The following is a 21,788-nucleotide window of genomic DNA, read 5'->3' on the forward strand; positions in this document are numbered from 1 at the left end:
CTCCTGGCGACTGGCCCGAAGGGCCGGACTGTTGTTTTAATGTAAGCAAACGTTTGCGCCACACTACCCGGGCAATGGCCATCGATGCTGCTGTCGGTACCACGGAATGGAAGCGAGGCAGACGGCCGACTGCCTGGCGCGTGCTGTTGTTTACGCGCCGCCGCCGGCTGGAAGCCGGCGGAGTGAAAGCTATGCTGTACCGATTCGCTTCGGCGCGCAACCTGTCTGATCAATATTTAAGGGTTTTTTCGGAGTGCGCGATCGTGCGTCGCGACGCGCAAAAACCACACTTGCGCAGGCCGCCGCGCGTCACGCAGGGTCCTGCGGCACCGGCTCGTCTTCATCGGCCGACGGCGGCTCGCCGAAGCGGTTCACATGCGGCGTCCGGCAACGAAACCGTTCATCACGAACAACGCGATCGCGCCGACGCTCGGCACGAAGTGCAGCAGCATCCACCACCCGACTTGTCGATGCCGTGCAGCCGCTTCACGGCGACGGCACATCCGCCGCTGCGCTGCGCATCGCCTCCGGCGAGCGCATGCCGCGCCGCCCGGCGCAACCGCCCGAACGGCGCGCGAAGCGCTGTCGTCAGACGGCTTCGCGCAACATCCCCGCGATTTCCGCTTCGTTCAGGTGCGGCGCGAACATCTCGATCAGCCGGTACGCATACGCGCGCAGGAACGCGCCCTTGCGCAGCCCGACCCGCGTCGTGCTCGCCTCGAACAGGTGCTGCGTATCGAGCGCGACGAGGCCCGTGTCGCGCTGCGGATCGTAAGCCATCGCCGCGACGACGCCGATCCCCATCCCGAGCTCGACATAGGTCTTGATCACGTCCGCGTCGATCGCGGTCAGCACGACGTCGGGCACGGCGCCTGCCTGCGCGAACGCCTGGTCGATGTGCGAGCGGCCCGTGAAATCCTGGTCGTACGTGATGATCGGGTACTCGGCGATTTCGTCGAGCGTCAGGTTCTCGCGGCCGACGAGCGGATGGCCCTTCGGCACGACGACCGTGTGGTGCCACGAATAGCACGGGAACGTGACGATGTCCGGATAGCGGTCGAGCGCCTCGGTCGAGATGCCGAGATCGGCCTCGCCGTTCAGGATCATCTGCGCGATCTGCTGCGGGCTGCCCTGACGCAGCGCGAGATGCACCTTCGGGAACACGTCGGTGAACTGCCGGATCACCTTCGGCAGCGCGTAGCGCGCCTGCGTGTGCGTGGTCGCGACGACGAGGTGGCCGCTGTCCTGGTCCGCGAACTGGCGTGCGACGCGGCGCAGGTTCTCGGCGTCGAGCAGCATCCGCTCGATCAACTGGTGCACGGCCTTGCCCGGCTCCGTGAGGCCCGTCAGCCGCTTGCCGCGCCGAATGAAGATGTCGACGCCCAGCTCATCCTCGAGATCCTTGATCTGTTTCGACACGCCCGACTGCGACGTGTACAGCACGTTCGCGACTTCCGTCAGGTTCATGTTCTGGCGCACCGCTTCGCGCACGAACCGCAATTGCTGAAAATTCATGGGTATGCCTCTTAGGCTGTCGTTGTTTGATGGTCGAATCGGAGCGAATTCCGCCCCCTGCCCTGCATGCTCGCTTCAACGCGCGGGAAACACGCGCACCGCGCGCGGCACGGCCGTCGCGCCGTCGCCGACCTGCAGCGAGAGCGCACGCCATGCATCGCGATCGAGTTCCGCCTCGAGTGCGCCGCCCGCGCGCGCCTCGAGCTCGACGCGCACCGAACCGCCCAGCGGGATCACGCGGCGCACGTCCACGGCGATGCCGTCCCGGTGCCCTTCTCCTGCCGGCCAAAGCTGCAGGTCGTGCGGCCGCACGTATGCGTTCGCGGGGCCCGCGAAGTCGGCGTCCACCTCGATCGGTGCAGCGGCGCCCTCGGCGACGAAGCCGCGCCCGGCGACCGTGCCCGGCAGCCGGTTCGCCGCGCCGAGGAACTCGTACACGAACGCGCTCCGCGGATGATCGTAGACGTCCTGCGGGCTGCCGACCTGCTCGACGTGGCCGCGGTTCAGCACGACGATTCGATCGGCCACCTCCAGCGCCTCCTCCTGGTCGTGCGTGACGAAGATCGTCGAGATGTGCAGGTCGTCGTGCAGACGGCGCAGCCAGCCGCGCAGCTCCTTGCGGACCTTCGCGTCGAGCGCGCCGAACGGTTCGTCGAGCAGCAGCACCTTCGGCTCTACCGCGAGCGCACGGGCCAGCGCGATGCGCTGGCGCTGGCCGCCCGACAGCTCGGACGGATAGCGCTGCGCGAGCCAGTCGAGCTGCACGAGCTTCAGCAGCTCGTGCACCTTGTCGCGAATCGCGGCTTCCGACGGCCGCTCGCGGCGCGGCTTCACGCGCAGCCCGAACGCGACGTTCTCGAACACCGTCATGTGGCGGAACAGCGCGTAGTGCTGGAACACGAAACCGACCTGACGGTCGCGCGCGCCGACCGACGCGACGTCGAGCCCCTGCAGCACGACCTGGCCGGCGTCCGCGTGCTCGAGGCCCGCGATCACGCGCAGCAGCGTGGTCTTGCCGCAGCCGGACGGCCCGAGCAGCGCGACCAGCTCGCCGGCAGGGAAGTCGAGCGACACGTTGTCGAGCGCCGTGAAATCGCCGAAGCGCTTCTGAAGGTTACGGACGGTGATACCCATTCTGGTTGCCTCTTTACGATTTCGACGAAACGGCGGCGACAGGGCCGGCATGTGCGGGAACGGCGTCGCGCGCGCCGGCCAGTTCGGCGGCGAGATGACGCTCGGCGAGCAGCTTCAGCGCGAGCGTGACGAGCGCGAGCAGCGCCAGCACCGACGCCACCGCGAACGCCGCCGCGAAGTTGTATTCGTTGTACAGGATCTCGACGTGCAGCGGCATCGTGTCGGTCACACCGCGGATGTGGCCCGACACGACCGATACCGCACCGAATTCGCCCATCGCGCGCGCGTTGCACAGGATCACGCCGTACAGCAGGCCCCACCTCACGTTCGGCAGCGTCACGCGGCGAAAGATCTGCCAGCCCGACGCGCCGAGCACGCGCGCGGCTTCTTCCTCGTCGGTGCCCTGCGCCTGCATCAGCGGAATCAGCTCGCGCGCGACGAACGGGAACGTGACGAAGATCGTCGCGAGCACGATGCCCGGCACCGCGAAGATGATCTGCACGTCGTGATCCTGCAGCCACGGCCCGAGCCAGCCCTGCGCGCCGAACAGCAGCACGTACACGAGGCCCGAGATCACCGGCGACACGGAGAACGGCAGGTCGATCAGCGTCGTCAGCAGCGCCTTGCCGCGGAATTCGAACTTCGCGATCGCCCACGATGCGCACACGCCGAATACGAGATTCAGCGGCACGGCGATCGCGGCGACGATCAGCGTGAGCTTGATTGCCGCCCATGCGTCGGGATCGGCCAGCGATTCGAGATAGAAGCCGACGCCCTTTCTCAGCGCCTCGACGAACACCGCGGCGAGCGGCACGACGAGGAAGAACGCGAGGAACGCCAGCGCGATGCCCGTGAGCAGCCAGCGCACGACGCGCGACTCGCTGACGGGGTCGAGCCGGTTTGCGGCGCGCCCTTGCGCGGCCGACGACGGGGTTTTCAGCACGACGGTGGCCTCCTGGCTCATTGCTGGCCTCCTGCTGCGGTTGCGGTTGCGGTGACGGTCGCGGGCGCGGGGCCGCTTGCGCCCTTGCCGGACGAGCCGCGGCTCGTCCGGCGCTGCAAATACCATTGCAGCGTGTTGATCAGCAGCAGCATCAGGAACGACACGACCAGCATCACGACCGCGAGCGCGGTCGCGCCCGCGTAGTCGTATTGCTCGAGCTTCGTGATGATGAGCAGCGACGTGATCTCGGATTTCATCGGCACGTTGCCGGCGATGAAGATCACCGATCCGTATTCGCCGAGCGCGCGCGCGAACGCCAGCGCGAAACCGGTCAAGAGCGCCGGCAGCACGGCCGGCAGCACGACGCGGCGGAACGTCAACCAGCGCGATGCGCCGAGGCACGCGGCGGCCTCTTCCTGCTCGCGCTCGAAATCCTCGAGCACCGGCTGCACGGTGCGCACGACGAACGGCAGCCCGATGAAGGTCAGCGCGACCAGCACGCCGGCCGGCGTGAACGCGATCTTGATGCCGAGCGGCGCGAGATACTGGCCGACCCAGCCGTTGGTCGCGTAAACGGCCGCGAGCGAGATGCCGGCGACCGACGTCGGCAGCGCGAACGGCAGATCGACGATCGCATCGACGAGGCGCTTGAACGGGAACGTGTAGCGCACGAGCACCCACGCGACGAGGAAGCCGAACACGGCGTTGATCAGCGCGCCGCCGAGCGCGGCCGAGAACGTCAGCCGGTACGACGCGAGCACGCGCGGCGACGTGACGGCGGTGACGAACTGGTCCCACGACAGCGTCGCGGTTTTCAGGAACGTGGCGGCGAGCGGAATCAGCACCACGAGGCTCAAATAGGCCACCGTGATGCCTAGCGTCACGCCGAAACCGGGCAGCGCGCTCGGCTTGCGAAAGGTGTACGTCGTCATCGGATGCTCTTGCTGGGTCGATGCTGCTCATGGGCCCGACGCAAACGCCGGCGCGATGAATTGCGCCGGCGGCCCGTCGGGGATGCGGCGCGCTGTCGTGGCGCACCGCTGTCGTTATGGCGTTACTGCGGCTTGTAGATCGAGTCGAACACGCCGCCGTCCGCAAAATGCGTCTTCTGCGCATTCGTCCAGCCGCCGAACGTGTCGTCGACCGTGTACAGCTTCAGCTTCGGGAACTGCTTCGTCAGTTCCGCCGGCACGCTCTTCGAACGCGGCCGGTAGTAGTTGCGCGCCGCGATCTCCTGGCCCTGCGGGCTGTACAGGAAGTTCAGGTACGCGTCGGCCAGCTTGCGCGTGCCCTTCTTGTCGACCACCTTGTCGACCACCGCGACGGGCGGCTCGGCCAGGATGCTCACCGACGGCACGACGATCTCGAACTTGTCGGTACCGAATTCCTTGACCGACAGGAATGCCTCGTTTTCCCATGCGATCAGCACGTCGCCGATCCCGCGCTGCACGAAGCTCGTGGTCGCGCCGCGCGCACCCGAATCGAGCACGCCCGCGTTCTTGTAGAGCTTCGTGACGAACTCCTTCGCCGTCTGCTCGTTGCCGCCCGGCTTGTGCACCGCATACGCCCACGCGGCCAGGTAGTTCCAGCGCGCGCCGCCCGACGTCTTCGGGTTCGGCGTGACGATCGAGATGCCCGGCTTGGTCAGGTCGTCCCAGTCCTTGATCCCCTTCGGATTGCCCTTGCGCACGAGGAACACGATCGTCGACGTGTACGGCGACGCGTTGTCGGGCAGGCGTTTCTGCCAGTCCTTGTTGACGAGCCCCTTGTTCGCGAGCGCGTCGATGTCGTACGCGAGCGCCAGCGTGACGACGTCGGCCTGCAGGCCGTCGAGCACCGAGCGCGCCTGTGCGCCCGAGCCGCCGTGCGACTGCTTGAAGTTGACCGTCTCGCCCGTCTTCGCCTTCCACTCCTTGCCGAACGCCTGGTTGAAGTCCTGATACAGCTCGCGTGTCGGATCGTACGACACGTTCAGGAAGGTCGTATCGGCCTGGGCGTGTGTCGCGACGCCCAGCGCCGCCGCCGCGCCCAGCGCGAGTGTTGCGATCAGGCGGCCCACTCCGCCCGCCAGCCCCGTATTGCGCTTCGCCATCCTTGGTTCTCCAGTGTTGTCGGTATTGCGATGTCGGGCCAGTCTAGCGAACGGCTTACATGATTAAAAATAATCGTTCCTCATTTTTTAATACTCAAAAGTGCTAACGCATACGGGATGGACGGTTGCGGCAGATGAACCGGCGTCCGGACGTCGCGAAATCGCGCCGGAACCGGCGCGATCGCGTCGAACCTCAAGTAACGCTTGAAATTCCCGAAGTACTGTATAAAAATACAGCTCACTGTCTATCCATACAGTTGATCCATGACCAAACTCACCGCCCGTCAGCAGCAAGTGTTCGACTTGATCCGTCGCGCGATCGAGCGCTCCGGATTCCCGCCCACCCGTGCCGAGATCGCGGCCGAACTGGGCTTCAGCTCGCCGAATGCAGCCGAGGAGCACCTGCGCGCATTGGCGCGCAAGGGCGTGATCGAGCTGGCCGCCGGCGCATCGCGCGGCATCCGCCTGCTCGGCATCGACGACGCCCCGCACCAGTTCACGCTGCCGCACGCCGGCCTGATGCAACTGTCGCTGCCGCTCGTCGGCCGCGTCGCGGCCGGTAGCCCGATCCTCGCGCAGGAGCACATCTCACAGCATTACGCGTGCGATCCCGCACTGTTCTCCAGCAAGCCCGACTACCTGCTGAAGGTACGCGGCCTGTCGATGCGCGACGCCGGCATTCTCGACGGCGACCTCCTCGCCGTGCAGAAGCGCACTGAAGCGAAGGACGGCCAGATCATCGTCGCGCGTCTCGGCGACGACGTCACGGTCAAGCGCCTGATGCGCCGGCCGGGCGGTCTCGAGCTGATCGCGGAGAACCCGGATTACGAAAACATCTTCGTCAAGGCCGGCAGCGCGGAATTCGCGCTGGAAGGCATCGCCGTCGGGCTGATCCGATCAGGCGAACTCTGACATTCCGTCTCGCTGAGGAGAACATCATGGAACGCCTTGCCCGTCTGCTGCCTTTCCGTCAATTCGGTCGCCTGCGTCATCTGCGCGGCCGCACGCCTTGCGCACCGCTGTCCGCGGCAGCGCCTGTGAAAGAAGAAGTCGCAGTCGAACGGCAGGCGTCCCTGCTGCCGTCGGCGCTCCCCGCTTTCGCGCGGGTATCGCTGAATGCCGGCCTGAATCATGCGGAACCCGCGCGCCGCGCGCCGGTTCGCGTCTATCACGGCCGGTCGCGCCTGATCATGGTCGGCACGATCGATGCCGTGTGCCGGATGATCGATCGCTGCATCGCGGAGGAACGATCGGCCGCGCAAGGCGGTCTCTGATTGCGGAACATTCCCGCACCGGAGGCAACGTGACTGGATCTTCGGGCCGCACATGGCGGCTCAAGCCCCTGCTGATCGTCGTACTGGCCGTCGCCGTCATTGCAGCGATCGGTTATGCATACGCATCGCCATACGTCGCGCTCGGTCGCCTGAAATCGGCGATCGATTCGCGCGATGCTCAGGCCATCAGTGAATATGTCGATTTTCCGTCGCTGCGCATCAGCCTGAAGCAGCAGGTCACGGAAGAGTTGATGCGCCGGATCGACGCGGTGAAGAAGGAGAATCCGTTCGCGGTGATCGGTGCGCTGATCGGGTCCGCACTGATCGGCCCGCTGGTCGATGCGTACGCGACCCCGGAGGGCGTGGCCGCGCTGATGAGCGGATTGCCGCCGCGCGGCAATCCGGGCGAGCGTCCGCCCGAATGGTCGAATCTGCCGCAAGGCAATGCACCGGGCAGCGCACCGGCCGCACCGCCAGCCAATCCGGCTCCGGCGAGCGCAGCCGTTCCGGTCAGCAACGCAGCCGCGGCAGCATCATCGCCGGCACCGGCATCTGCCGCACCGGCCAACGCGAACGATGCAACGCACACGCCGCATCAGCAGCAAACCAGTGCCGGCTACCGGAATGTCGATGAATTCGTCGTGACCTACCAGCGCAGCGCCGATGGCACGCGCTATGCGGCAGTATTCCACCGCTTCGGGCTGTTTTCGTGGAAGTTGTCCGCGATCGACCTGCATGCGTAGCCGGTCGCGCGCGACGCCCGCGCCGCGGATGCAGTGCGGCGCCTGACCGGTGCGAATCGCCGGTCAGGCAATCATTGCGTCATTGGATCATTTGCCGCTCGCCGTGGCCGCTTCACGCTCGCGCGCGATTTCGGCCTTCTGCTCCTCCGCCGACGAACACGCAACCAGAATGCTGCAGTTCACGCGATCGAGCAGTTGCGTATTGCCCGACCCCATCCACCATCTCGATAGCCCGCTGCGGCACCGGTGGCCGACGACGACGAGGTCTACCTTCAGCTCCGACGCGAGATTCGCGATTTCGTCGATCGGATAGCCGAACGCGAAATGGCCTTCGGCCTGCACGCCGCGCTCGCGCAGCCAGTTCACGCCTTCCTGCAGGATTTCGCGCGCGGTTTCCTCGAAGCGGCCGCACGCGACGTCGGTCAGCAAACCCGCGCTTTGTGCAATGCTCGAACGCATGTCGACGACCGACAGCAAGTGCGTTTCGGCCTTCAGGTCCATTGCGAGATTGGCGCCGCAACGCAGTGCCTTGCGCCCTTCGAGCGAGCCGTCGTAACACAGCAAAATCTTGTTGTAGCTAGCCATGAAACCTCCCTATCGCGACAACGAGCCTACGCACTCATCATGGTGCGCCGCAATTCAGGACGCAAGGGATGGAAAACGCTGATTCGCCCCGCTCGGCGCGTGCGCGATGATGCGGTGCACGCCTGCATCGCACCGTGCAGGCCTGCCCTGAAGAGACGCAGCCGATGCACTAGAATGGCTCGTTCGTATTCCAGCAGGCCATAACGTGCCGGCGTCGCGCGCTTCGGTCATGCCCCTGTGACCCGCATTCGTCCGATCCGTTCGCCAACCGGCCACGCATCGGGCGGCGGAACCACCCGCTTACAACGACAACATGCCCATGTCCGTCGCACCGATCGATCTCCGCAACGTCGAAAAGCGCTATGGCGACAAACTCGTCGTCAACGGCCTGTCCTTCAACGTACAGGCCGGCGAATGCTACGGCCTGCTCGGGCCGAACGGCGCCGGCAAGACCACTACGCTGAAGATGTTGCTCGGCCTCGCGTATCCCGATGCGGGCACCATTTCGCTGTGCGGCGAACCTGTTCCATCGCGAGCGCGGCATGCGCGCCAGCGTGTCGGCGTCGTCCCGCAGTTCGACAATCTCGACCCCGACTTCACCGTGCGCGAAAACCTGCTCGTGTTCAGCCGCTATTTCGGGATGTCGGCTCACGCTGCGCGCGCGCTCGTGCAGCCGCTGCTCGAATTCGCGAAGCTCGAGAACAAGGCCGACGCGAAGGTCGGCGAGCTGTCGGGCGGCATGAAGCGCCGCCTCACGCTCGCCCGCGCGCTCGTCAACGATCCCGACGTGCTGGTGCTCGACGAGCCGACGACGGGCCTCGATCCGCAGGCGCGGCACCTGATGTGGGAGCGGCTGCGCTCGCTGCTCGCGCGCGGCAAGACGATCCTGATCACCACGCATTTCATGGAAGAAGCCGAACGCCTGTGCGACCGCCTGTGCGTGATCGAGGAAGGCCGCAAGATTGCCGAAGGTGCGCCGCATGCGCTGATCGAATCGGAAATCGGCTGCGACGTGATCGAAATCTACGGGCCCGACCCGGCCGCGCTGCGCGACGAGTTGTCGGCGTTCGCGAAGCGCACCGAGATCAGCGGCGAAACGCTGTTCTGCTACGTGAACGACCCGGAGCCGCTCAGCGCGCGACTCAAGGGTCGCTCTGGGTTGCGCTATCTGCATCGCCCGGCCAATCTGGAGGATGTATTCCTGCGGCTCACGGGCCGCGAAATGCAGGACTGATCGACCATGGACGTCCGCAACTATTCCGCCACCGCACCTTCGGCACCGCCGCGCGAATCACGCTTCGCGATCGCGATGCCGGCGAACGCAACCAACTGGGTCGCCGTATGGCGGCGCAACTATCTCGTCTGGCGCAAGCTCGCGCTCGCGTCGATGTTCGGCAATCTTGCCGATCCCATGATCTATCTGTTCGGGCTCGGTTTCGGGCTCGGCCTGATGCTCGGCCATGTCGACGGTGTGTCGTATATCGCGTTCCTCGCAGCCGGCACGGCCGGATCGAGCGTGATGATGTCCGCGAGCTTCGAATCGATGTATTCGGGCTTCTCGCGGATGCACGTGCAGCGCACCTGGGAAGCGATCATGCATACGCCGCTCGCGCTCGGCGACATCGTGCTCGGCGAGATCGTCTGGGGAGCCAGCAAGGCCATGCTGTCGGGGGCCGCGATCATGCTCGTCGCGGGTGCGCTCGGCTATGCGCAGTTTCCGTCGATGCTCGCGGCGCTGCCCGTGATCGCGCTCGCGGGCCTCGCGTTTGCCAGCGTCGCGATGATCGTCACGGCGCTCGCGCCGTCCTACGATTTCTTCATGTTCTATCAGACGCTCGTGCTGACGCCGATGCTGCTGCTGTCGGGCGTGTTTTTCCCGATCACGCAGTTGCCGTCGGTCGCGCAGCACGCCGCGCATGCGCTGCCGCTCGCGAACGCGGTCGAGCTGATCCGGCCCGCGATGCTTGGCCGGCCCGCGACGGACGTCGCGTTGCATGTTGCGGTGCTCGCCGGCTATGCGGTCGGCGGATTCCTGCTGTCCGCGTGGCTGTTCCGGCGGCGGATGATGCGCTGACGGCCGGCGCGCGCAGCGCCGGCTTCATGCGACGACGTTACTCGTCGTCGTCGCTCCACGGAATCTCGACGTCGGTCAGGAACGCGACGGTCGCGAGCGGGCCGCCTTCCTGGCGGCCGAGCTTGCCGTCCGCGCGATGCCATTCGACGCGGAACTGCGTGCCCGGATCGTCGGCGACCAGGTAGACCGAGCGCAGTTCTTCCTTGTCGGCTTCGTCCACCGGGCCGTCGAACGACACCAGCATCTTCTGCGGCCACACCCCGTTGACGGGATCGTAAATGCGGTCGCCCTGCGGAATGTCGATGCTGGCGTCGACGCCGATCGTTGCGGAGGCCTCGATGATCATCGTGCCGAGTGCGTTCAGCACGGCAGTTGCCCGCGCGGAATTGGCCTGGCGGATCGCGAGATCGCCGCGCGTCAGCGCCTTTTCGAGTCGAGGATGAATCTTCGGTTGGGTCATGCGTTTTCCTGTTTGCTTCTTGTAAAGGGCGCCGCACGCGTGAAGCCGCGGCGCCGGATGAATACGACGATCGCGCCCGCCCGGCGCGCCGCTCGCGCGCGTCAGAACCCGAACGCGACCGCGAGCAGGCCGCTCACGATCCCGAACACGACGACGAGGGTCGCGACGATCGCCAGCATGTAGGGCTTGAACGAACGCGCGAGCATTGCGAGCGACGGCACGCTGATCGGCGGCAGCGTCAGCAGCAGCGCGGCGGCCGGGCCAACGCCCATGCCGAGCGACAGCATCGCCTGGATGATCGGCACCTCGCCCGCCGTCGGGATCACGAACAGCATGCCCGCGACCGCGAACGCGACGATCCAGCCGAGATGATTGCCGATGTCCGGGCCGATGTGCGGGAACAGCCATGCGCGCGCGGCGCCGAGCAGCAGCACGAGCACGATGTATTCGGGCACGAGTCGCACGGCCATGCGGGCAAGCAGCTTCACCCAGCGGACGAACGGATTGCCGGCCGCGGCCTGTTCGGCCGCCAGCGCGGCGAGCTGCGCATCGTCGATGCTGCGGTCTTCAGGGCGAGCAATGCGGTTCAGCAGATAACCGATCCCGAACACCATTGCAATGCCGAGCACGAGGCGCAACGCGCTCCAGTGCCAGCCGAGCACGAAGCCCATGAAGACCAGCGCCGCCGGATTCAGCACCGTGTTGCCGAGCCAGAACGCGACCGCGCCGCCCGGCGACGCATGGCGCGCACGCAGCCCCGCGACGACCGGCGCCGCGCAGCACGTGCACATCATCCCGGGCAGCGACAGCAGGCCGCCCGCGGCGACGCTGCCGAAGCCCGTGCGGCCGAGCACGCGCGCGACCCAGTGTGCGGGCAGCAGCGCCTGCACGGCCGAACCGAGCAGCAGGCCCAGTACCATCGCCTGCCAGATCGCCTTGCCGTACGCCCACGCGTAATCGAGCGCAGCCTTCAGCGACGGCTCGGGTGCGGCCGCCGACGTGCCCATCAGGATCGACTGGCCGATCGAATGGTGTTCGGCGGCAACGAACGCCTTGTTGTAGTACGGGAACCATTTCACATAGAACAGTCCCGCGACCGCGATCAGCAGGAAGGTCATCCAGCCGAGGGCCGGATTGGGTTGGGTGCGTGTGGTCGTCATCGTGTAGTCGTCGATTGGTCTTTATCGGTTTAGGATTTCGCGCCTGCCGCAAGCGCGGCCGACGCAGGCAGCCCGGCCTGCGCGAGTTGGGCCAGCAGCGCGCTGGCCTGATCGCGCACGTCGGCCGCGTTGGGCCGGAAAACGAACGTCAGCGCCCGGTTCGGCTTGCCGTACGTCGCGCGGTAGGTGCGCGCATAAGCGGGATCGTAATGCGTGTCGATCAGCAAGGTGAACAGTTCGGCCCGCGCGTTTGCATCGATCAGCGCGTTCCAGTGCGCGACCTCTTCGCGGCTGTGCAGGCCGATCAGCCGATGGAGCTGCGCCTTGAACGCGGCCGGTTCGTCGAACAGGTGGCCGTAATCGTCGAGCAAGAACGCGATGCGCTCGTCGTGCGCCGCTTCGACCTGCACCCACGGCCCCGCGTGAAACGCGTCGATCAGCGCGATCGGCAACTGCACGAGCCCGATCTTGCGGCTTTCCGATTCGACGAACACCGGCCATTCGGGGTCGAAACGTCCGAGCGTTTCGACGAGCCCCGAATCGAACCCCTTCTGCGCCGGCTGAGGCGTGCCCGGCAGTGCACCGAGCAGCGAACCGCGATGGCACGCGAGCGCCTCGAGATCGAGCGTCTGCGCGCCCGCATCGCGCAGCGCGTTCAACAGGCGCGTCTTGCCGCAGCCGGTGTGGCCGACGAGCGCGATATAACGAAAGCGCGTCGGCAGCGTGTCGAGCGTCGCGCATACCGAGCGGCGGTACGCCTTGTACCCGCCGTCGAGCTGGCGCGCCTGCCAGCCGATCAGGTTGAACCAGGCCGTCATCGAGCCGGAGCGCTTGCCGCCGCGCCAGCAATAGATCAGCGGCCGCCAGTTGCGCGGACGGTCGGCGAACGTCGTGTCGAGATGGCGCGCAATGTTGCGCGCGACCATCGCCGCGCCGACGCGGGTCGCCTCGTACGGCGACACCTGGCGGTACATCGTGCCGACGAGCACGCGCTCTTCGTTGCTGAGCACGGGCGCGTTCAGCGCGCCGGGAATGTGGTCCTCGGCGAACTCGAGCGGCGTGCGCACGTCGATGATCTCGTCGAACTCGCCGGCGCGATCGAGGGTGACAATCAGGTTCTTCAATTTGGCGTCGAACAGGGGCGATGCGGCTCGATGAGCCGCATGGGCGCGGAAGGCGGATTGGCGATTATCTCACGGGCCGGCGTCTCGGGCCGCGCGCGGCGGCCGGCGGCGACGATGCGACCTGCATCGCGTCGATCAGATGGTCGCGGAACGCCCGTACCGACGCGGGCAGATCGCGCCCCGCCATCGTCTGCACCTGAATGCTGCGCTCGCGAAGCTGCGGGTTCGTCACGGGCACGACGACGAAGCCGTCCGCATCGAAGCGGTCGCGCACCGACAGCAGCCCCGTGAACATCACCGCGCCCGTGCGCCGTGCATAGCCGTACATCGCCGCGGTGTTGTTGCTCGTCAGTTCGGGCTCGAGCAGCAGCCCGTCGAGCGCGCACGCGATGTCGATCAACTGGCGCACCGTCGTGCCCGCCTCGGGCAGTACGTGCGGATGCCGCGCGACATCGGCGAGCGACACCGCGGCGCGCGCCGCGAGCGGATGGTCGCGCCGCACCAGCGCGAAGATCGGTGCTCGCTCGGTGTGCTCGACACGCACGCCTTTCTCCGGTGCGAGGCTGAAGGTCAGCGCGACGTCCACGTCGCCGTCGCGCACACGCCGCGTCGCGTCCGCCGGCGACACGACCCACACGGAGAAATCGACGCCCGGGTGGCGCGCCTTGAAGCTCGCGAGCGCGCCAGGCAGGAAATCGATCGCGAACCCCTCCGAGCACGCGATCTTCAGCAGGCTGCCGTGCAGCGCGTCGAGCCCGCCGATGTCCTTCATCACATGCTCGGCCTCCAGCAGGCTGCGCTGCGCGAAGGCCAGCAGCCGCTCGCCGGCCTCCGACAACGCCATCCCGCGCGGCCGGCGCTCGAACAGCGGCGCGCCGAGCTCGCTTTCGAGCTTCGCGATCTGGCGGCTGATCGCCGATACGGCCACGTGCAGCCGCGCGGACGCGTCGCTGATCGAGCCGGTGCGCGCCACCTCGACGAAATACCGCAGCGCCAGGCCATGCAGGAAAGCCGCCACCGTTCTGTCTCCGCGCCGTTCCCGGCCGCGCTGCTTTGCCTTTTCGGCAAAGGAAGGTTCGAAATTCGATCATTGTGACAAAAAAAACGGCTTTCTAGAATCGATCGCACTTCACGCTGCACGCGCGATCCGCGCACGCCGCCAGCCCGACCGAGGAGACCCGACTTGAGCCGTACCGCCGCCATCCAGCACGCGCTGAACCAGTTCGAATCCGGTGCGTTCTTCGCGACCCTGAGCCGCCGCGTCGGCCTGCGCACCGAAAGCCAGGAAAGCGGCACCGAAGCCGCGCTGCGCGCCTACCTCACCGACGAGATCGCGCCGGAAGCCGCCCGCCTCGGCTTCACGTCGCGGATCGTCGACAATCCCGTCGACGGCGGCGGCCCGTTCCTGCTCGCATCGCGCCATGAGGACGACGCGCTGCCGACCGTGCTGATCTACGGTCACGGCGACGTCGTACGCGGCTACGACGCGCAGTGGCGCGCGCCGCTGTCGCCGTGGACGCTGACGGCCGACGGCGACCGCTGGTACGGCCGCGGCAGCGCCGACAACAAGGGCCAGCACACGATCAACCTGGCCGCGCTGGCGAGCGTGCTCGACGCGCGCGGCGGCCGGCTCGGTTTCAATGCGAAGCTGCTGATCGAGATGGGCGAGGAAACGGGTTCGCCGGGCCTCGACGCGCTGTGCCGCCAGGAGCGCGACGCGCTCGCGGCCGACGTGCTGATCGCGTCCGACGGCCCGCGTATCGCCGCCGCGCGCCCGACCGTGTTCCTCGGCTCGCGCGGCTCGGTCAACTTCAGGCTGAGCCTGCGCGCTCGCGACGGCGCGCACCACTCCGGCAACTGGGGCGGGCTGCTGCGCAATCCGGCGATCGTGCTCGCGCATGCGCTCGCGAGCCTCGTCGACGCGCGCGGCGCGATTCGCGTCGCGGGGCTGCGCCCGCCGCCGATCCCGGCCGCCGTGCGCGACGCGCTCGCCGATCTTTCCGTCGGCGGCGGCCCCGGCGATCCGACGCTCGACGCCGACTGGGGCGAGCCCGGCCTGTCCGCGGCCGAGCGAGTGTTCGGCTGGAACACGTTCGAGATCCTCGCGTTCAAGGCCGGCAACCCCGAGCACCCCGTCAATGCGATCCCGCCCGCCGCGTATGCGCACTGCCAGTTGCGCTTCGTCGTCGGCACCGACTGGCAAGCGCTGCATGCGCACCTGCGCGCGCACCTCGATGCGCACGGTTTCGGCGACATCGAGATCGACGTCGAACGCGGCGCACCGGCGACGCGCGTGCCGCCGGACGATCCGTGGGTCCGCTGGGCCGTCGCATCGCTGGCGCGGACCACCGGCAAGAAACCCGCGATCCTGCCGAATCTCGGCGGCACGCTGCCGAACGAAGTGTTCGCCGACACGCTCGGGCTGCCGACGCTGTGGGTGCCGCACTCGTACCCGGCGTGCTCGCAGCATGCGCCAGACGAGCACCTGCTCGCGAGCGTCGTCAGCGAGGGGCTGCAGATGATGGCCGGCCTCTTCTGGGATCTCGGCGACGACGCGCCGCCCGTTCGCCGCGCGGCTCCCGCCGCGGCCGGCGCCACCCTGTAACGCGCTTCGCCCCTTTCTCGGGACCTGCACACACGATGAATACGACCACCCTGACCTCGCAGGAAGCCACCCGCCCCAGCGCCGCGAAGATCCGGCGCATCATCTTCGCGGCGTCGATCGGCAACGCGCTCGAATGGTTCGACCTGATCGTCTACGGCTTCTTCGCGGTGACGATCGCCAAGCTGTTCTTCCCCGCGACGAGCGAAGCGACCTCGCTGATGCTGACGCTCGGCACGTTCGGGCTGTCCTACCTGATCCGGCCGATCGGCGGCTTCGTGCTCGGCGCGTACGCGGACCGTGCGGGCCGCAAGGCGTCGCTGCTGCTGTCGATCGCGATGATGATGGCCGGCACGCTGCTGATCGCGCTGATGCCGACCTACGCATCGATCGGCATTCTCGCGCCGCTCGGGATCATGCTGTCGCGGCTGATGCAGGGCTTTTCCGCGGGCGGCGAATTCGCAAGTTCGACCGCATTCCTCGTCGAACATGCGCCGCAGCGGCGCGGTTTCATGTCGAGCTGGCAATTCGCGAGCCAGGGCCTCGCGACGCTGCTCGCATCGGGCTTCGGCGCGCTGCTGACGTCCACGCTGACAACCGCGCAACTCGAAAGCTGGGGCTGGCGCGTGCCGTTCCTGTTCGGTCTCGCGATCGGACCGGTCGGGCTGTACATCCGCCGCTACGTCGACGAAGGCGTCGAGTTCAAGACGCAGGCACGCTCCGAAGCGCCGGTGCGCGAACTGTTCGCAGACCAGAAGCTGCGGCTGCTGTTGTCGATCGGCGCGCTGGTGATCTCGACCGCAATCAATTACATGGTGCTGTACATGCCGACCTACGCGATCAAGCAGCTCGGGCTGCCTGCGTCGACGGGCTTCGCGGCGACGCTCGCGACCGGCTTCGTGCTGACGCTCGTCACGCCGGTCGTCGGCCATCTGTCCGATCGCACCGGGCGGATCCGCATGATGGCGGTCGCGGCCGTCCTGATGCTCGTCACCGTGTGGCCGACGTTCGCGTGGCTCACGCGCCACGCGTCGTTCGCGACGATGCTCGCCGCACTGGTCTGGATCGGTGCGATGAAAGCGATGTACTGCGGCGCGCTGCCGGCACTGATGGCCGAGCTGTTTCCGTCGCAGACGCGCGCGACGGGCCTCGCGGTCAGCTACAACACGGGCGTCACGCTGTTCGGCGGCTTCGCGCCGTTCGTCATCACCTGGCTGATCAGCACGACCGGCAACCGGCTGTCGCCGGCGTTCTACCTGATGGGCTGCGCACTGCTGAGCCTTGCCGCGCTGTTCGTCGCGCGCACGCGGCTCAAGATGCGGTAACGCAACCGGCGACGGCGCGCCGCTGCGGCCCCGTCGCGGCATCGCTGCCGCGCGGGCCGCACGCCGTTTACGGCGCCGGGTTCGGCTGCAGTTCGTGCAGCGCGTCGATCTCGGCGAGGATCTCGTCGGACAGCTTCACCGCGATGCTGCCGATGTTCTCCTTCAACTGCTCGAGCGACGTCGCGCCGACCAGGTTGCTGCGCACGAATGGCCGGCTGTTGACGAACGCGAGCGCAAACTGCGCGGGCGACAGCCCGTGGCGCTTCGCGAGCGCGACGTAGCGCGACGTCGCCTCGACGGCCTGCGGCTTGCTGTAGCGCTGGAAGCGCTCGAACAGCGTGATGCGCGCGCCGGCCGGGCGCGCGCCGTTCTCATACTTGCCGGACAGCCAGCCGAATGCGAGCGGCGAATACGCGAGCAGGCCGACGCCATCGCGATGCGTGAATTCCGACAGCCCGTTCTCGAACGTGCGGTTCAGCAGGCTGTACGGATTCTGGATGCTCGCGATGCGCGGCAGCCCGAGCTTCTCGGCCGCGCGCAGGAACTGCGCGACGCCCCACGGCGTTTCGTTCGACACGCCGATCGCGCGCACCTTGCCGGCTTTCACGAATTCCGCGAGTACGCCGAGGGTTTCCTCGATCGGCACCGTGTACGCGTCGTCGACCCACGGATACGCGGGACGGCCGAACGTCGTCGTGCTGCGATCGGGCCAGTGCAGCTGGTAGAGATCGACATAGTCGGTCTGCAGCCGCTTGAGGCTGCCGTCGAGCGCCTCGGTCAGGTTCTTGCGGTCGAACTGGTTGCCTTCGCCACGAATATGGCGCGGGTTGTGCGGCTGCCGGGCCGGGCCCGCGATCTTCGTCGCAAGCACGATCCGGTCGCGCTGCGCGCGATGCTGCGCGAGCCAGGTGCCGATGTACTGCTCGGTGCGCCCTTGCGTGTCGGGCTTCGGCGGCACCGGATACATCTCCGCGGCATCGATCAGCGTCACGCCCTGCCCGATCGCGTAGTCGATCTGCTCGTGCGCGTCGCGCTCCGAATTCTGTTCGCCCCACGTCATCGTGCCGAGACCGACCAGGCTGACCTCGATGCCCGAATCGCCGAGTGTGCGGTATTCCATGCTGTTCCTGTCGCGTCGGTGGAAAGCAGAAACGCTATCACATTGAAGCGATCGCTTCAGACGTGCGCCGTGTGCGCTTACAGGCGGCCTTCGGCTCTGCCATGAATGCGCGGGCAACGGCCTTGCAACCTGCGTCGCACGTCCGCGGCATCCTCCCGCAGCCGGCTCCGCCTGCCGCCATTCGTTACTGAGGCCGCTGAATGAAGCAGGTCGCCGACGCATGCGCGACGATCTTGTCGTCCGGCGTCTTCAGCGTGCCCTCCGCGACGCCCAGCGAACGCGACAGGTGAATCACGCGCCCTTCCGCGATCAGGTCGACGTCGCGCGGCACGGGCCGCAGCATCTTCACATGCAGATCGACCGTGCCGTAGCCGATACCCGCGTCGAGCATCGAATGCACCGCGCAACCCGTGACCGAATCGAGCACCGTCGCGGCGAACCCGCCATGCACGCCGCCCAGCGGATTCAGGTGCCGACCATCCGCCCGCGCCGAAAATTTCACATAGCCGAGTTCGACGTCCAGCGGACGCATCGGGATCGTCTCCGAGATCGACGCGAGCGGCACATCGCCCACCACTGCGGCGCGCAGCAGATCGAGACCAGACAGGGAAAGCGGATTCATCGGGTTGTCTCCGGGTTGAAAGCGCGTCGCCGCGCGAGTAAGTTCTAAATAGGAACTCATTATTGTCAACGATGCCGGCCGTTGTCAACGCAGCCGCGCCCGTTGCAACCGAAGGCGGGTTCTATAATCGAACCCGCTATTTCGCTGAACCGCCGCAAGACGCAAGAGACTCGACGATGAAATGGGATGACATCGGCACGCTGAACTGCTCGGTCGCGCGCACGCTCGCCGTACTCGGCGACCGCTGGACCATGCTGATCCTTCGCAACGCGTTCCTCGGCTGCCGCCGTTTCGACGCGTTCCAGGCACAGCTTGGCCTCACGCGCCATGTACTGGCCGAACGCCTCGCACGGCTCGTCGACGAAGGTGTGCTGGTCAAGCGCGCGTATCAGGAGCGCCCGCCGCGCTTCGAATACCGGCTGACGGAAAAAGGCCTCGACCTGTACCCGGCCCTGCTCGCGCTGATGGCGTGGGGCGACCGCTGGAAGGACGATGGCCAGGGGCCGCCGGTGCAGTTGCGTCACCGTACCTGCGGCCAGTTGATGCATGCGGTTACCGTGTGCTCGGCCTGCGGCGAACCGCTCGACGCACGCGACGTGCATCCGGAGCCCGGGCCCGGATGGATCGCGCCCGACGAAGCCGGGGCGCCGGCAGTCGAGGAATGACGCGCGGCATGCGCATGCCTGCCTGATGCACACGAGCCGCGTTTTACACGCGTGCTTCCGTCACGGGCCGCACCGAGTCCGCTCGCCTGCACGCGTGCCTTGCCTGCACGCCGATGTCCCGCAACGGCACGCGCAATCGCACGCCGTCGTCAGCGACATCCATCGATCGACCTGATCGCGCGCGCAGATGCCACGCAACGCAACTTTGCGTCATCGCCTCCGCCGCCAGCGATCACCGCGCGGGCAATCCATTCGCATCCGCGCGTGACCGCGCCGCCGCGTCTGCGTTACACTCACGGCCCGCTGTCTCGAAATTGTTCGCTGTCCAAGATGTTGTCGCGCAATCGCCTCGCCGCTGCCTGCCTCGCCGCTTCCCTGCTCGCCACACCGTTCGCCGCCTTCGGCAGGACGCAAAGTGAATCGCTGCTTCAGCAGGCGATCGACCTTGTGTCGCGATGGCTGCCGGCGCCTACCCACGAAGCACCCGCGACACAGGTTGTCGAATCGGCGTTCTCGCCCGACGGCGGCGCCGAGGCACTCGTGCTGAAAGCGATCGGCGCCGCGCGCAGCTCGATTCGCGTCGCCGCGTATTCGTTCACGTCGCCGCCCGTCACGCGCGCGCTGCTCGCTGCAAAGCGACGCGGCGTCAATGTCGCCGTGGTCGTCGACGACAAGGGCAATCGCGCGAAGAGCAGCAAGCAGGCACTGAACCTGCTCGTCAACGCAGGCATCCCGACGCGCACGATCGACGCCTATGCGATCCATCACGACAAGTACCTCGTGATCGACGCCGAGCACGTCGAGACCGGTTCGTTCAACTACAGTGCGTCGGCGTCCAGCCGCAATTCCGAGAACGTCGTCGTGGTGTGGAACAATCCGCAACTCGCGTCACGCTACCTCACGCACTGGCAAAGCCGCTTCGACCAGGGCACGCCGTACCGCTCCAGCTACTGACCACGCCGCGCTTTCGCACGGCCCTCGACACGTCGCATTCGATCCGCCGTGTTACCGATGATCGTCGAGCGCGGCGCGGGTATCAATTCGGCCGAATGGCCAGCACGCCGCATCGCGCATCGAACGATACGCGCGACGGTCCGCCGCGCTCAATGGATTTCAGGCAACCGCGCGGTCGCGGCACCAACCTGCGTGGTCGGCACACAGCGGTTCGCGTGCCCGTCCACGCCGCTTGCCGCCGACGTCGACAAACCGTGGGCGCCGCCGGGCAGCGCGTTGCGCACGCAATCCGTGCTGAATGTCAGCGTGTTCTGAACCATCGGGTAAAGGAGATACAGCGCAAACGCGAGATACCCCGCGTACAGGATTCGAACCATGGTGCGATGAGATGCGATGAACGATTGGACTCGTCCTGTTTACGGCACCGCGACGAGCACCTTGAGGCATCGCGCAGCCGATTCCGCATCGGGACACAACGCTGGCCCATGCCGCCCGCTTCTCGCCGCATCTTCATCGATCCGTGCTGAGCCGAAAACGCCCGTCGCGGGACCTGCGGCTTGGCGACGCGCCGAATCATGCGCATACGATCCGATGACCGACGGGGCAAAGGACAAGCCCACGCAAATCACACCGAAACCGGCCGACGTCGCCGAGCCGGTCGAACGCGTGGCGGAAGCGCTTGCGTTGCGCAACATGGCCGACGCGCGCGGCTACGCGATCCGGCTCAGCGTCGGCCACACCGCCTGCGATTCCGCGCGCCATCGCGCGGTGGCCGACCTGCTCGCGTCGGCCGACCACGGGATGTACGAGCACAAGCAGCGCGGCACGACGGCCGGCGCCTGACCGCGGGCGAACCGGACAGGCGCATGCCGCCGCCCCGCCGTTCAACCGAGGTTATTTGGCCGCGTCAGCTTCCGCACGGCGGTGCGCTGGCCATCGCCTCCGCGATCTGCTCGGGCGTCAGGTCGCGCTGATGCGTCGCGAGCGACCAGCGATGCCCGAACGGATCCTCGACCTGTCCATAGCGATCGCCCCAGAACATGTCCGCGGCCGGAATCGTCACCGTCGCGCCGGCCGCGACAGCCTTCGCGATCGCCGCATCGGTATCCGGCACGTACAGATGCAGGCAGACGGCAGTGCCTTTCAGCGCCTTCGGCCCGAACGCGCCGTGCTCGGGCATTTCATCCACCAGCATCAGTGTCGAATCGCCAATCGCGAGGCACGCGTGCGCGAGCCTGCCGTCAGGCATCGGCAGGCGAAACTGCTCGCTCGCATCGAATGCGCGCTTGTAGAAGTCGATGGCTGCGGCTGCGCCGGCGCAGATCAGGTGCGGCGTCAGCGTGCGCATCCCTTCCGGGATCGGTTTGACGGACGTGGACATGGGTGTCGCTCCTTC

The 21,788-nt window shown here is 67.1% G+C and carries 24 protein-coding genes; 10 read left to right on the forward strand and 14 right to left on the reverse strand.

Annotation, left to right across the window (positions count from 1 at the left end; translation table 11 throughout):
• Window positions 1-588: 588 nt before the first annotated feature.
• From ACNQQL_RS03455 to ACNQQL_RS03475, 5 genes are all read right to left on the reverse strand, one after another.
• Window positions 589-1,515, reverse strand: coding sequence for a CysB family HTH-type transcriptional regulator (locus tag ACNQQL_RS03455; protein WP_034184116.1), 927 nt, complete (start codon window positions 1,513-1,515; stop codon window positions 589-591).
• Window positions 1,516-1,590: 75 nt separating this feature from the next.
• Window positions 1,591-2,649, reverse strand: a complete 1,059-nt coding sequence (locus ACNQQL_RS03460) for a sulfate/molybdate ABC transporter ATP-binding protein (RefSeq protein ID WP_204426301.1) — start codon at window positions 2,647-2,649, stop codon at window positions 1,591-1,593.
• A 13-nt stretch (window positions 2,650-2,662) separates the two neighbouring features.
• Window positions 2,663-3,613 carry a sulfate ABC transporter permease subunit CysW gene (gene cysW / locus ACNQQL_RS03465; RefSeq protein ID WP_204426300.1) on the reverse strand — a complete coding sequence of 317 codons (951 nt, stop codon included), beginning with the start codon at window positions 3,611-3,613 and terminating at the stop codon, window positions 2,663-2,665.
• Window positions 3,610-4,524: a sulfate ABC transporter permease subunit CysT gene (gene cysT, locus ACNQQL_RS03470; RefSeq protein ID WP_347063213.1), complete on the reverse strand. Its 915-nt coding sequence runs from the start codon at window positions 4,522-4,524 to the stop codon at window positions 3,610-3,612. Before cysT ends, cysW begins: the two co-directional genes overlap by 4 nt.
• A 122-nt stretch (window positions 4,525-4,646) precedes the next feature.
• Window positions 4,647-5,684: a sulfate ABC transporter substrate-binding protein gene (locus ACNQQL_RS03475; RefSeq protein ID WP_204426298.1), complete on the reverse strand. Its 1,038-nt coding sequence runs from the start codon at window positions 5,682-5,684 to the stop codon at window positions 4,647-4,649.
• A gap of 264 nt (window positions 5,685-5,948) precedes the next feature.
• Here ACNQQL_RS03475 and lexA point away from each other — a divergent pair, with 264 nt between their 5' ends.
• The 3 genes from lexA to ACNQQL_RS03490 are packed head-to-tail and all read left to right on the forward strand — an operon-like array spanning window position 5,949 to window position 7,701.
• Window positions 5,949-6,596 carry a transcriptional repressor LexA gene (gene lexA / locus ACNQQL_RS03480; RefSeq protein ID WP_009689103.1) on the forward strand — a complete coding sequence of 216 codons (648 nt, stop codon included), beginning with the start codon at window positions 5,949-5,951 and terminating at the stop codon, window positions 6,594-6,596.
• Window positions 6,597-6,622: 26 nt separating this feature from the next.
• A complete protein-coding gene (locus ACNQQL_RS03485; protein WP_034184111.1) occupies window positions 6,623-6,958 on the forward strand; it encodes a hypothetical protein in 336 nt (111 codons plus the stop codon).
• 29 nt (window positions 6,959-6,987) lie between these two features.
• The gene (locus tag ACNQQL_RS03490) at window positions 6,988-7,701 is read left to right on the forward strand and encodes a DUF2939 domain-containing protein (RefSeq protein ID WP_072441517.1); all 714 of its coding nucleotides are present in this window, start codon (window positions 6,988-6,990) and stop codon (window positions 7,699-7,701) included.
• A gap of 87 nt (window positions 7,702-7,788) precedes the next feature.
• Here the strand turns inward: ACNQQL_RS03490 and ACNQQL_RS03495 are convergent, their stop codons facing one another.
• Window positions 7,789-8,286, reverse strand: a complete 498-nt coding sequence (locus ACNQQL_RS03495; protein ID WP_034184109.1) for a universal stress protein — start codon at window positions 8,284-8,286, stop codon at window positions 7,789-7,791.
• A 319-nt stretch (window positions 8,287-8,605) separates the two neighbouring features.
• Here ACNQQL_RS03495 and nodI point away from each other — a divergent pair, with 319 nt between their 5' ends.
• Both nodI and ACNQQL_RS03505 read left to right on the forward strand, forming a co-directional pair.
• A complete protein-coding gene (nodI, locus tag ACNQQL_RS03500) occupies window positions 8,606-9,520 on the forward strand; it encodes a nodulation factor ABC transporter ATP-binding protein NodI (protein WP_072441520.1) in 915 nt (304 codons plus the stop codon).
• Window positions 9,521-9,526: 6 nt separating this feature from the next.
• The gene (locus ACNQQL_RS03505; RefSeq protein ID WP_072441522.1) at window positions 9,527-10,360 is read left to right on the forward strand and encodes an ABC transporter permease; all 834 of its coding nucleotides are present in this window, start codon (window positions 9,527-9,529) and stop codon (window positions 10,358-10,360) included.
• 37 nt (window positions 10,361-10,397) lie between these two features.
• On the opposite strand, the gene ACNQQL_RS03510 is transcribed toward ACNQQL_RS03505, so the two are convergent.
• From ACNQQL_RS03510 to ACNQQL_RS03525, 4 genes are all read right to left on the reverse strand, one after another.
• Window positions 10,398-10,820: a hypothetical protein gene (locus ACNQQL_RS03510; protein WP_072441525.1), complete on the reverse strand. Its 423-nt coding sequence runs from the start codon at window positions 10,818-10,820 to the stop codon at window positions 10,398-10,400.
• Between the two features lie 101 nt (window positions 10,821-10,921).
• Window positions 10,922-11,980 (reverse strand): permease, encoded by a 1,059-nt coding sequence (locus ACNQQL_RS03515; RefSeq protein WP_347063214.1) that lies wholly within the window; start codon window positions 11,978-11,980, stop codon window positions 10,922-10,924.
• A 29-nt stretch (window positions 11,981-12,009) separates the two neighbouring features.
• A complete protein-coding gene (gene mnmH / locus ACNQQL_RS03520; RefSeq protein WP_347063215.1) occupies window positions 12,010-13,104 on the reverse strand; it encodes a tRNA 2-selenouridine(34) synthase MnmH in 1,095 nt (364 codons plus the stop codon).
• Window positions 13,105-13,168: 64 nt separating this feature from the next.
• A complete protein-coding gene (locus ACNQQL_RS03525; protein WP_175961501.1) occupies window positions 13,169-14,122 on the reverse strand; it encodes a LysR family transcriptional regulator in 954 nt (317 codons plus the stop codon).
• Window positions 14,123-14,287: 165 nt separating this feature from the next.
• On the opposite strand from ACNQQL_RS03525, the gene ACNQQL_RS03530 reads away from it, so the two are divergent.
• Both ACNQQL_RS03530 and ACNQQL_RS03535 read left to right on the forward strand, forming a co-directional pair.
• Window positions 14,288-15,709 (forward strand): M20 family metallopeptidase, encoded by a 1,422-nt coding sequence (locus ACNQQL_RS03530; protein WP_347063216.1) that lies wholly within the window; start codon window positions 14,288-14,290, stop codon window positions 15,707-15,709.
• A 35-nt stretch (window positions 15,710-15,744) separates the two neighbouring features.
• Window positions 15,745-17,031: an MFS transporter gene (locus ACNQQL_RS03535; RefSeq protein ID WP_347063217.1), complete on the forward strand. Its 1,287-nt coding sequence runs from the start codon at window positions 15,745-15,747 to the stop codon at window positions 17,029-17,031.
• Window positions 17,032-17,098: 67 nt separating this feature from the next.
• Here the strand turns inward: ACNQQL_RS03535 and ACNQQL_RS03540 are convergent, their stop codons facing one another.
• Both ACNQQL_RS03540 and ACNQQL_RS03545 read right to left on the reverse strand, forming a co-directional pair.
• Window positions 17,099-18,151 carry an NADP(H)-dependent aldo-keto reductase gene (locus ACNQQL_RS03540; protein ID WP_072441540.1) on the reverse strand — a complete coding sequence of 351 codons (1,053 nt, stop codon included), beginning with the start codon at window positions 18,149-18,151 and terminating at the stop codon, window positions 17,099-17,101.
• Window positions 18,152-18,335: 184 nt separating this feature from the next.
• The gene (locus ACNQQL_RS03545; RefSeq protein ID WP_347063218.1) at window positions 18,336-18,773 is read right to left on the reverse strand and encodes a PaaI family thioesterase; all 438 of its coding nucleotides are present in this window, start codon (window positions 18,771-18,773) and stop codon (window positions 18,336-18,338) included.
• Between the two features lie 176 nt (window positions 18,774-18,949).
• Between ACNQQL_RS03545 and ACNQQL_RS03550 the strand changes: the two genes are divergently transcribed.
• Together ACNQQL_RS03550 and ACNQQL_RS03555 are read left to right on the forward strand one after the other, a co-directional pair.
• A complete protein-coding gene (locus tag ACNQQL_RS03550) occupies window positions 18,950-19,438 on the forward strand; it encodes a helix-turn-helix domain-containing protein (protein WP_347063219.1) in 489 nt (162 codons plus the stop codon).
• A gap of 330 nt (window positions 19,439-19,768) precedes the next feature.
• Entirely contained in the window at window positions 19,769-20,392 is a 624-nt protein-coding gene (locus ACNQQL_RS03555) for a phospholipase D family protein (RefSeq protein ID WP_072441550.1), read from the forward strand.
• A gap of 149 nt (window positions 20,393-20,541) precedes the next feature.
• Here the strand turns inward: ACNQQL_RS03555 and ACNQQL_RS03560 are convergent, their stop codons facing one another.
• Window positions 20,542-20,769 carry a hypothetical protein gene (locus ACNQQL_RS03560; protein ID WP_034184098.1) on the reverse strand — a complete coding sequence of 76 codons (228 nt, stop codon included), beginning with the start codon at window positions 20,767-20,769 and terminating at the stop codon, window positions 20,542-20,544.
• 214 nt (window positions 20,770-20,983) lie between these two features.
• On the opposite strand from ACNQQL_RS03560, the gene ACNQQL_RS03565 reads away from it, so the two are divergent.
• A complete protein-coding gene (locus tag ACNQQL_RS03565) occupies window positions 20,984-21,235 on the forward strand; it encodes a hypothetical protein (RefSeq protein WP_347063220.1) in 252 nt (83 codons plus the stop codon).
• 64 nt (window positions 21,236-21,299) lie between these two features.
• Here ACNQQL_RS03565 and ACNQQL_RS03570 read toward each other — a convergent pair whose 3' ends face one another.
• Entirely contained in the window at window positions 21,300-21,773 is a 474-nt protein-coding gene (locus ACNQQL_RS03570; RefSeq protein WP_072441553.1) for a VOC family protein, read from the reverse strand.
• Between the last annotated feature and the right edge of the window lie 15 nt (window positions 21,774-21,788).

The organism is Burkholderia sp. LFS061, from assembly GCF_047978125.1.
GTDB lineage: Bacteria > Pseudomonadota > Gammaproteobacteria > Burkholderiales > Burkholderiaceae > Burkholderia > Burkholderia pyrrocinia_C.

Coding starts and splice junctions, on each gene's coding strand:
- ACNQQL_RS03570 (WP_072441553.1), bottom strand. CDS start 21,773: ATGTCCACGTCCGTCAAACCGATCCCGGAAGGGATGCGCACGCTGACG.
- ACNQQL_RS03495 (WP_034184109.1), bottom strand. CDS start 8,286: ATGGCTAGCTACAACAAGATTTTGCTGTGTTACGACGGCTCGCTCGAA.
- ACNQQL_RS03565 (WP_347063220.1), top strand. CDS start 20,984: ATGACCGACGGGGCAAAGGACAAGCCCACGCAAATCACACCGAAACCG.
- ACNQQL_RS03560 (WP_034184098.1), bottom strand. CDS start 20,769: ATGGTTCGAATCCTGTACGCGGGGTATCTCGCGTTTGCGCTGTATCTC.
- ACNQQL_RS03555 (WP_072441550.1), top strand. CDS start 19,769: ATGTTGTCGCGCAATCGCCTCGCCGCTGCCTGCCTCGCCGCTTCCCTG.
- cysW (WP_204426300.1), bottom strand. CDS start 3,613: ATGAGCCAGGAGGCCACCGTCGTGCTGAAAACCCCGTCGTCGGCCGCG.
- ACNQQL_RS03455 (WP_034184116.1), bottom strand. CDS start 1,515: ATGAATTTTCAGCAATTGCGGTTCGTGCGCGAAGCGGTGCGCCAGAAC.
- ACNQQL_RS03485 (WP_034184111.1), top strand. CDS start 6,623: ATGGAACGCCTTGCCCGTCTGCTGCCTTTCCGTCAATTCGGTCGCCTG.
- nodI (WP_072441520.1), top strand. CDS start 8,606: ATGTCCGTCGCACCGATCGATCTCCGCAACGTCGAAAAGCGCTATGGC.
- ACNQQL_RS03550 (WP_347063219.1), top strand. CDS start 18,950: ATGAAATGGGATGACATCGGCACGCTGAACTGCTCGGTCGCGCGCACG.
- lexA (WP_009689103.1), top strand. CDS start 5,949: ATGACCAAACTCACCGCCCGTCAGCAGCAAGTGTTCGACTTGATCCGT.
- ACNQQL_RS03515 (WP_347063214.1), bottom strand. CDS start 11,980: ATGACGACCACACGCACCCAACCCAATCCGGCCCTCGGCTGGATGACC.
- ACNQQL_RS03540 (WP_072441540.1), bottom strand. CDS start 18,151: ATGGAATACCGCACACTCGGCGATTCGGGCATCGAGGTCAGCCTGGTC.
- ACNQQL_RS03510 (WP_072441525.1), bottom strand. CDS start 10,820: ATGACCCAACCGAAGATTCATCCTCGACTCGAAAAGGCGCTGACGCGC.
- ACNQQL_RS03505 (WP_072441522.1), top strand. CDS start 9,527: ATGGACGTCCGCAACTATTCCGCCACCGCACCTTCGGCACCGCCGCGC.
- ACNQQL_RS03535 (WP_347063217.1), top strand. CDS start 15,745: ATGAATACGACCACCCTGACCTCGCAGGAAGCCACCCGCCCCAGCGCC.
- ACNQQL_RS03460 (WP_204426301.1), bottom strand. CDS start 2,649: ATGGGTATCACCGTCCGTAACCTTCAGAAGCGCTTCGGCGATTTCACG.
- cysT (WP_347063213.1), bottom strand. CDS start 4,524: ATGACGACGTACACCTTTCGCAAGCCGAGCGCGCTGCCCGGTTTCGGC.
- ACNQQL_RS03475 (WP_204426298.1), bottom strand. CDS start 5,684: ATGGCGAAGCGCAATACGGGGCTGGCGGGCGGAGTGGGCCGCCTGATC.
- ACNQQL_RS03545 (WP_347063218.1), bottom strand. CDS start 18,773: ATGAATCCGCTTTCCCTGTCTGGTCTCGATCTGCTGCGCGCCGCAGTG.